This is a genomic window from Solirhodobacter olei, from assembly GCF_004010155.1.
Taxonomy (GTDB): domain Bacteria; phylum Pseudomonadota; class Alphaproteobacteria; order Rhodobacterales; family Rhodobacteraceae; genus Solirhodobacter; species Solirhodobacter olei.
Genome location: NZ_RRYH01000042.1, coordinates 32,880 through 39,531 on the forward strand (window position 1 = coordinate 32,880; position 6,652 = coordinate 39,531).

The following is a 6,652-nucleotide window of genomic DNA, read 5'->3' on the forward strand; positions in this document are numbered from 1 at the left end:
TTGCGGCATCGGACCGACTTAGGCCGTACGTTTATAGTAATTCCGTTATCCCCCGCTCGACTGTTTTGATTTCCTACCGGTGATTCTGCGATGAACAGACAACGTACCCGCATATTGATTGCCACCACTGTGCCCGAGACGTTGGCAACGATACTGGCCGGCCAACCGCGCTGGCTCGCGCAGCATTTCGACATACATTTAATAACCAGCCCAGGAAAGTTGCTTGGCCTGGTTTCGGATAATGAGGGAATTACCCCGAAGACTATCAAAATGAGGCGCGGGATCGCACCCCTTACTGATCTTTTGTCGATTTGGCAAGCCTTTCGGGCAATTCGGCGGATACGGCCTGATATCGTACATTCTTACACGCCCAAAGCGGGATTGGTATTAATGGTGGCAGCATACTTGGCCAGAATTCCAGTTCGAATTCATACCTTTACTGGACTGGTATTTCCTAGCAACGTTGGCCTGAGGAGGCACTTGTTGATCGCCGTTGATCGGTTGATATGCGCGTGTGCGACCAATGTTGTGCCCGAGGGTGAAGGCGTGCGGCGAGATATTTCAGCTCACGGAATTACTAATAAGCCTCTGGAAGTAGTGGGTAACGGCAATATTGCGGGTGTCGACACGGTGCATTTTGACCCACTCGATCACACCGTGGTCAACGCGGCTTCGTCCCTTAGGATCACGCTCGGAATTGGACCACGTGACTTTGTCATAGGTTTCATTGGAAGGCTTAACCGTGACAAGGGACTAAAGGAGATGGTCGCGGCGTTCACCGAAGTCGCTGATCGCGCTAAAATGGATGCGCTCAATGGACGGCTGTGGTTGTTGTGTGTTGGTGATCCGGATATGACAGCCCCCATTCCATCAGAGACCATGGCGCGGATGGCGAGCGATCCCAACATTATAATGGCAGGCTGGCAGCACGACACTCGGCCCTATCTGGGTCTCATGGACGTGCTTGTGCTACCCAGCTATCGCGAAGGCTTTCCCAACGTACTTTTGCAGGGGAGCGCCATGTGTCTGCCGGTGATTGCCACCGACATTAATGGTTCGAATGAAATCGTGGTGCCTGGTGAAACTGGTTGGTTGGTACCCGTACACGATGTGGAGGCACTGACCACGGTGATGCGAACGCTACTTGGGCTAACGCGATGTGAGCGTGCTCAGATTGGTGCCAATGGCCGTGCTCGAGTGGAGGGCCTCTATACCCAATCCATAGTGCGCAATGCGCTTCTGGACCTCTATTTAAGGTTGAGTTATTGTGTGAATAACTTACGTCAAGATTGAGCCGTGGCCGCACTTGGCTTTATCGCACTTCATTTCATCTATCTTGGTCAAGAGACTAAGGAAAGAACACGGTGTCCAATTCGATGCCCCGTAGGGAGTAAGAAAATGACGGTCCGCGCCTCCGACTCCCGAAAGGGAGCCTTGATTGACTTCATACAGGGGATCTATGGTCCTCCACCGATCACACTGCACCGGCCAGTTTTCGAGGGCAATGAACGTTTGTATCTAGTTGACAGCATCGATTCCAACTTTGTTTCTTCCGTTGGCGCCCGAGTTACAGAGTTCGAAGGACGGTTAGCCGCGTTCACCGGCGCCACCCACGGCATCGCAGCAGTTAACGGTACAGCGGCGCTTCACACCGCGCTGCTCTTAGTCGGTGTCGAGCGCGGGGATGAGGTCATTTCTCAGGCGCTGACCTTCGTCGCTACGTGCAACGCGATCAACTATATCGGTGCTAGAGCAGTCTTCGTCGATGTCGACCGCGACACATTGGGTATGAGCCCTGAGGCATTGCGTTCGTGGCTGGAAACTAACACTCGGTGCGAGGGCGGGCGAACGGTAAACGTCGCTACTGGCGCGAGGATAAAGGCCTGCGTGCCGATGCATACTTTTGGCATCCCCTGCCGCATCGAAATGATCGCTGAGATTTGCGCCGAATTTGGCATCGCACTCGTTGAGGACACGGCGGAATCTCTGGGCAGCTATGTGGGTAAGAAGCACACCGGGACTTTTGGTCAAATCGCCGCCTTTAGCTTTAATGGTAACAAGATAATCACCACCGGCGGTGGCGGGATGATTGTCACAAATGACGGTGAGATTGCTCGTCGCGCCAGGCATCTGACCACTACCGCCAAGCGCCCACATCGTTACGAGTTCTTCCATGATGAAGTTGGCTACAATTACCGCCTGCCTAACCTCAATGCCGCATTAGGCTGCGCCCAGATGGAAGTCCTACCTGCGATGCTGAAGATCAAGGCTGAGGTAGCCGCCCGCTACCGTGCTTTCTGCAGCGAACAAGGCCTTCACTTTATCGAAGCGCCTGCTGGGACGACCTCGAACAATTGGCTGAACGCAATCCTCTTCGACGACCGCGCGGCGCGGGATGACTTCCTTAAGTTTAGCAACGAGACCGGTGTGATGACGCGTCCGATTTGGCGGCTAATGACCGAGCTACCCATGTTTGCTGAGTGTCAGCAGGACGGGCTGGAACAGGCACGCTGGCTGGTTGATCGTGTTGTTAACTTGCCTTCCAGTGTGCCGCAGAGCGAATTCGAAAGGCTAAAGCCATGAACGACATCCTGAGATTGATAGGGCGTGAATGCGCTCTTTTCGCTGGTGATATAGCCTCAAACGGGGCGGCCCTCTCCGATACTGTGAGCTCGTCACGGTTCCTCGTAATTGGTGGAGCAGGCTCCATCGGACAAGCGGTAACTCGTGAGATTTTTAGACGCAATCCGCGCGCGCTTCATGTTGTGGACATCAGCGAAAACAACATGGTCGAGCTGGTAAGAGATATCCGCAGCACACTAGGTTACGGCGTCGGCGATTTCCGAACGTTCGCAATCGACTGCGGCGCCCGAGAATTCTCGGCGTTGATGGAGGCCGAGGCCGGTTACGACTTCGTACTGAACCTGTCGGCGCTAAAACATGTTCGCAGTGAAAAGGATCCTTTCACGCTAATGCGGCTAATTCAGGTGAACATTCTTAACACACTCTCGACGCTTGCCGTAGCACAAAAAATGGGTGCCCGCAAATATTTTTGCGTCTCAACTGATAAAGCTACGAACCCGGTTAACCTGATGGGAGCGAGTAAGCGGATCATGGAAATGTTTCTAATGCGTGAAAGCCTCATGCTTCCGATCTCAACAGCACGCTTTGCAAATGTTGCATTCTCCGACGGTTCCCTTTTGCACGGGTTCAACCAGCGCATTGCTAAGAAGCAGCCCATTGCGGCCCCTTACGACGTGCGCCGCTATTTTGTCACTCCTCAGGAATCCGGTGAGCTTTGCCTGATGTCGTGTCTGTTGGGCGGCAACCGCGATATCTTCTTTCCCAAGCTTAGTGAAGCGCTGCACCTCACCCGTTTTTCCGACATTGCTGTGCGATATCTTGAGACATTGGGCTACACTCCACAAGAATGCGCGAGCGAAGACGAGGCGCGCGGCCGTGCGGCCGAGTTGATTGCAAAGCGGCGCTGGCCCGTCTATTTTTTCGCTTCAGACACTGCTGGCGAAAAGGACTTCGAGGAATTTTTTACCCAATCTGAGATACTTGACATGGATCGTTTCGATGCCATCGGAGTTATCCTTAATAATGCTGACTTCAACGGAGCCAGGCTTGACCATTTCCTTGCCGAGCTCAAACGTATCCATGCAGGGCCAACCTGGGACAAGACAGACATTGTTACTCTTTTTAACGAGGTGCTTCCCGATTTCCGACATGTGGATAACGGTCGCTATCTCGACGGCAGGATGTAAATGATGCAGCGAATTCTTGATATAGTGTTTTCCGGCTCGGCACTCCTGATCCTGTCTCCACTTTTATTGCCTGTAGCAATCCTTCTTCGGCTCACGGGAGAGGGCGAAATATTCTTTCGGCAGAACCGCGTTGGCAAGGGTGGCGGCTACTTCGGCCTCATTAAATTCGCGACCATGCTGAAAAACAGTCCCAACCTTGGAACTGGCACGGTGACGCTCCAGGACGACCCGCGTGTCCTTCCGATCGGACGATTCCTGCGCAAAAGCAAAATCAATGAGCTCCCTCAGCTAGTCAATATCTTACTGGGCGATATGAGCGTGATCGGCCCACGCCCCCAAACGAAGCGCTGCTTCGATGCATTTTCCGAGGGCTCCCAAGTGGCAATTACAACTGTGCGACCCGGGCTTTCGGGTATTGGATCAATCGTATTTCGCAGGGAGGAGGAACTGATGCATTCGGCTACCAACCCGAACGCATTCTATGATAACGTGATCATGCCCTACAAAGGAGCGCTCGAAGAGTGGTATGTTCACCGGCAGGGTGTGGGGCTATACTTTTTGCTGATAGGTCTCACTATTTGGGTAGTTGTTGCACCTCGCTCTTCGATTGCGTGGCGTTTGTTTCCCGATTTACCCTCTCCACCGCTGGAACTTGCAGAGTTTGGAGATTGGCGTGGCGCTTAAGGCGAATGTTCTGCGTCAAGTTGCGGCGCTTCATGTATCAGAGCTCAACCAGGGGTTCCTCTCGGGTCTCGGACCACGGTTTCTAGTGTTGCTTTATGAGGCTATCGACGCAAATCCCAACACTGTATTGCTCGTCGATGAGCGCCAAGGAATGGTGATGGGCTTCGTCGCGGGAGGCAACAGCATGGGGACGATTTACCGTAGTCTTCTACGGAGACCGCTTGCTTTAGGGTTTGCTCTAGCGCCTCATTTGGTGCGTCCTGGTACCCTGCGTGGGATTGTTGAACTTATCAGCCGCAGCCGCGCGGTCGATAGAAGAGACGGCACTGCGATTCCGGTACTTCCATCACACGAATTGTTTAGCATAGTCGTGGCTCCTTCAGCACGAGGCACTGGAGTCGCGGAGACACTCATTAACGCCCTCTCCGATCACTTTCGCGCTCAGGCAGTCGGCGCCTTCCGTATTGTGGTTGGTGCAGCTCTGTCTCCCGCGCACAGGTTTTACCTCCGTATGGGGGCTGAACCCATCGCGCGGACTGAGGTACACGCCGGAGCGGGATCTATAGTCTATGTGATGAAAGTCTAACTTCTGTGGGTCACCTTCGGTCTCTTTGGAAGGGCAGGTACCCCGACTTCGACAGCTACGAGCCGTTTTGTGGCCTTGCGATTGTTTCGGCTCGTGTGATTTCAATATGTTACGAGCCTCAGGCGGCTGCTTTCGGCGAAGTCGTGTTCTAACACGTCGTAGCTTGATGAGCTTTGCTGGATTGTACAAGGCTGCTGTATCGTTCGTCCATGTACACGCGCATCTCCGAATCCGGCGGTCGGCGTTACCTGCAACTCGTCGAAGGCCATCGCGACGAGACTTGCGAGGTGCGCATCAAGGTCGTCGCCAATCTGGGCCGGCTGGACAGGCTCAGCCCGGCCAAGCTTGATCCCTTGATCAACGGTCTCAATCGCGCCGTGGGACGGCTGGAGAATACCGAAGACGACATCAGCTATGAGTCTTCTGTCGGCTACGGCGATGTCTTTGCGTAACCGGCCGGTTTGGACACTTAGAGGCTTTAAGGCATATTTGAGGTATCAAAATGAGAATTCTTGTTACAGGTGGCGTTGGTTATATAGGGTCGCATACGGTATTACAGCTCCTTCGCGCTGATCATGAAATTCTTGTGTTTGATAACTACTCTAATAGCTCTCCCGAAGCCATGCGTCGAATTAAACATCTGAGCCAGCGCGAGCCGGAAATGATAATTGGAGACATTCAGGATTCAGTAGCATTGTCAAATGCATTTCGGTACTTTAGGCCAGACGCGGTCATTCATTTTGCAGGCCTAAAATCCGTAGGGGAGTCAAGCATTGTGCCCTTGCGATATTATGCAGAAAATATTGGGGGAACCGTTGAGATATTGAGGGCAATGGATGATGTTCAATGTAGGCGAATCGTCTTCTCTTCATCCGCGACCGTTTACGGGGTTGCAAGATATCTTCCATTCGATGAGGGTCACCCTCGAAACCCAGAAAGTCCTTACGGAAGAACAAAGTATTTCGTTGAAGAATTAATCAAGGACTGGACGGTTGCGGGTTTAGACCGTAGCGCCGTTCTGTTGCGTTATTTCAATCCCGTGGGTGCTGATGCATCTGCAATTCTAGGTGAAGACCCAAATGGCCCTCCCAACAACCTCATGCCATACATCACACAAGTAGCGGTGGGACGTCTTGCGTGTTTAAGTATATTTGGAGATAATTACGAAACTCGAGATGGCACCGGAGAACGAGACTATATTCATGTAGAGGACCTCGCAAGTGCTCACCTCGCGGCGCTTGAGTTTGGGGCGTGTCATGTCGGATGTGAAGCGATTAATATTGGAACCGGCCATGGTGTAACTGTTCTCGAAATGATTGAAGCTTTCGAAGCTGCCAGCGGGCGAAAAATTCGCTTCAAGATTGTGGGACGTCGAGATGGTGATGTCGCACGGAGCTTCGCCTCAGTTGAGAAGGCGTACAAAAAGCTTGGGTGGAAGGCACGGTATGGAATTTATGAGATGTGCAGGTCAGCCTGGAACTGGCAGCTGCGCAATCCAGATGGATACCGACAACTTTAAGGGCATCTTCAGAATCTGCGCCTGATCTGTTGGCGGTGTAGAAATTGGCCCCGCTCCCGCGCGATCTCGGCCTTGCGCATCTTCGCATTCACC

6 protein-coding genes and 1 pseudogene are annotated in these 6,652 nt (G+C 52.9%); all 7 read left to right on the forward strand.

Annotated elements, in window-relative coordinates:
• Positions 1–90 precede the first annotated feature (90 nt).
• The 7 genes and pseudogenes from EIP85_RS20685 to galE all read left to right on the forward strand — a co-directional run bounded on the left by EIP85_RS20685 (position 91) and on the right by galE (position 6,559).
• A complete protein-coding gene (locus tag EIP85_RS20685) occupies positions 91–1,293 on the forward strand; it encodes a glycosyltransferase family 4 protein (protein WP_127904119.1) in 1,203 nt (400 codons plus the stop codon).
• Between the two features lie 105 nt (positions 1,294–1,398).
• Positions 1,399–2,583 carry a LegC family aminotransferase gene (locus tag EIP85_RS20690; RefSeq protein ID WP_127904120.1) on the forward strand — a complete coding sequence of 395 codons (1,185 nt, stop codon included), beginning with the start codon at positions 1,399–1,401 and terminating at the stop codon, positions 2,581–2,583.
• Positions 2,580–3,770, forward strand: a complete 1,191-nt coding sequence (locus EIP85_RS20695) for a UDP-N-acetylglucosamine 4,6-dehydratase (protein WP_127904121.1) — start codon at positions 2,580–2,582, stop codon at positions 3,768–3,770. The genes EIP85_RS20690 and EIP85_RS20695 overlap by 4 nt, the downstream gene beginning before the upstream one ends.
• 3 nt (positions 3,771–3,773) lie before the next feature.
• Complete coding sequence (locus EIP85_RS20700; RefSeq protein WP_127904122.1) at positions 3,774–4,454, forward strand: sugar transferase; 681 nt, start codon at positions 3,774–3,776, stop codon at positions 4,452–4,454.
• Positions 4,455–4,638: 184 nt separating this feature from the next.
• Complete coding sequence (locus EIP85_RS20705) at positions 4,639–5,040, forward strand: GNAT family N-acetyltransferase (RefSeq protein ID WP_241560119.1); 402 nt, start codon at positions 4,639–4,641, stop codon at positions 5,038–5,040.
• A gap of 209 nt (positions 5,041–5,249) precedes the next feature.
• A pseudogene (locus tag EIP85_RS20710) lies at positions 5,250–5,489 on the forward strand (IS1634 family transposase); the annotation flags it as partial.
• A 53-nt stretch (positions 5,490–5,542) separates the two neighbouring features.
• The gene (gene galE, locus EIP85_RS20715) at positions 5,543–6,559 is read left to right on the forward strand and encodes a UDP-glucose 4-epimerase GalE (protein ID WP_127904124.1); all 1,017 of its coding nucleotides are present in this window, start codon (positions 5,543–5,545) and stop codon (positions 6,557–6,559) included.
• Positions 6,560–6,652 lie beyond the last annotated feature (93 nt).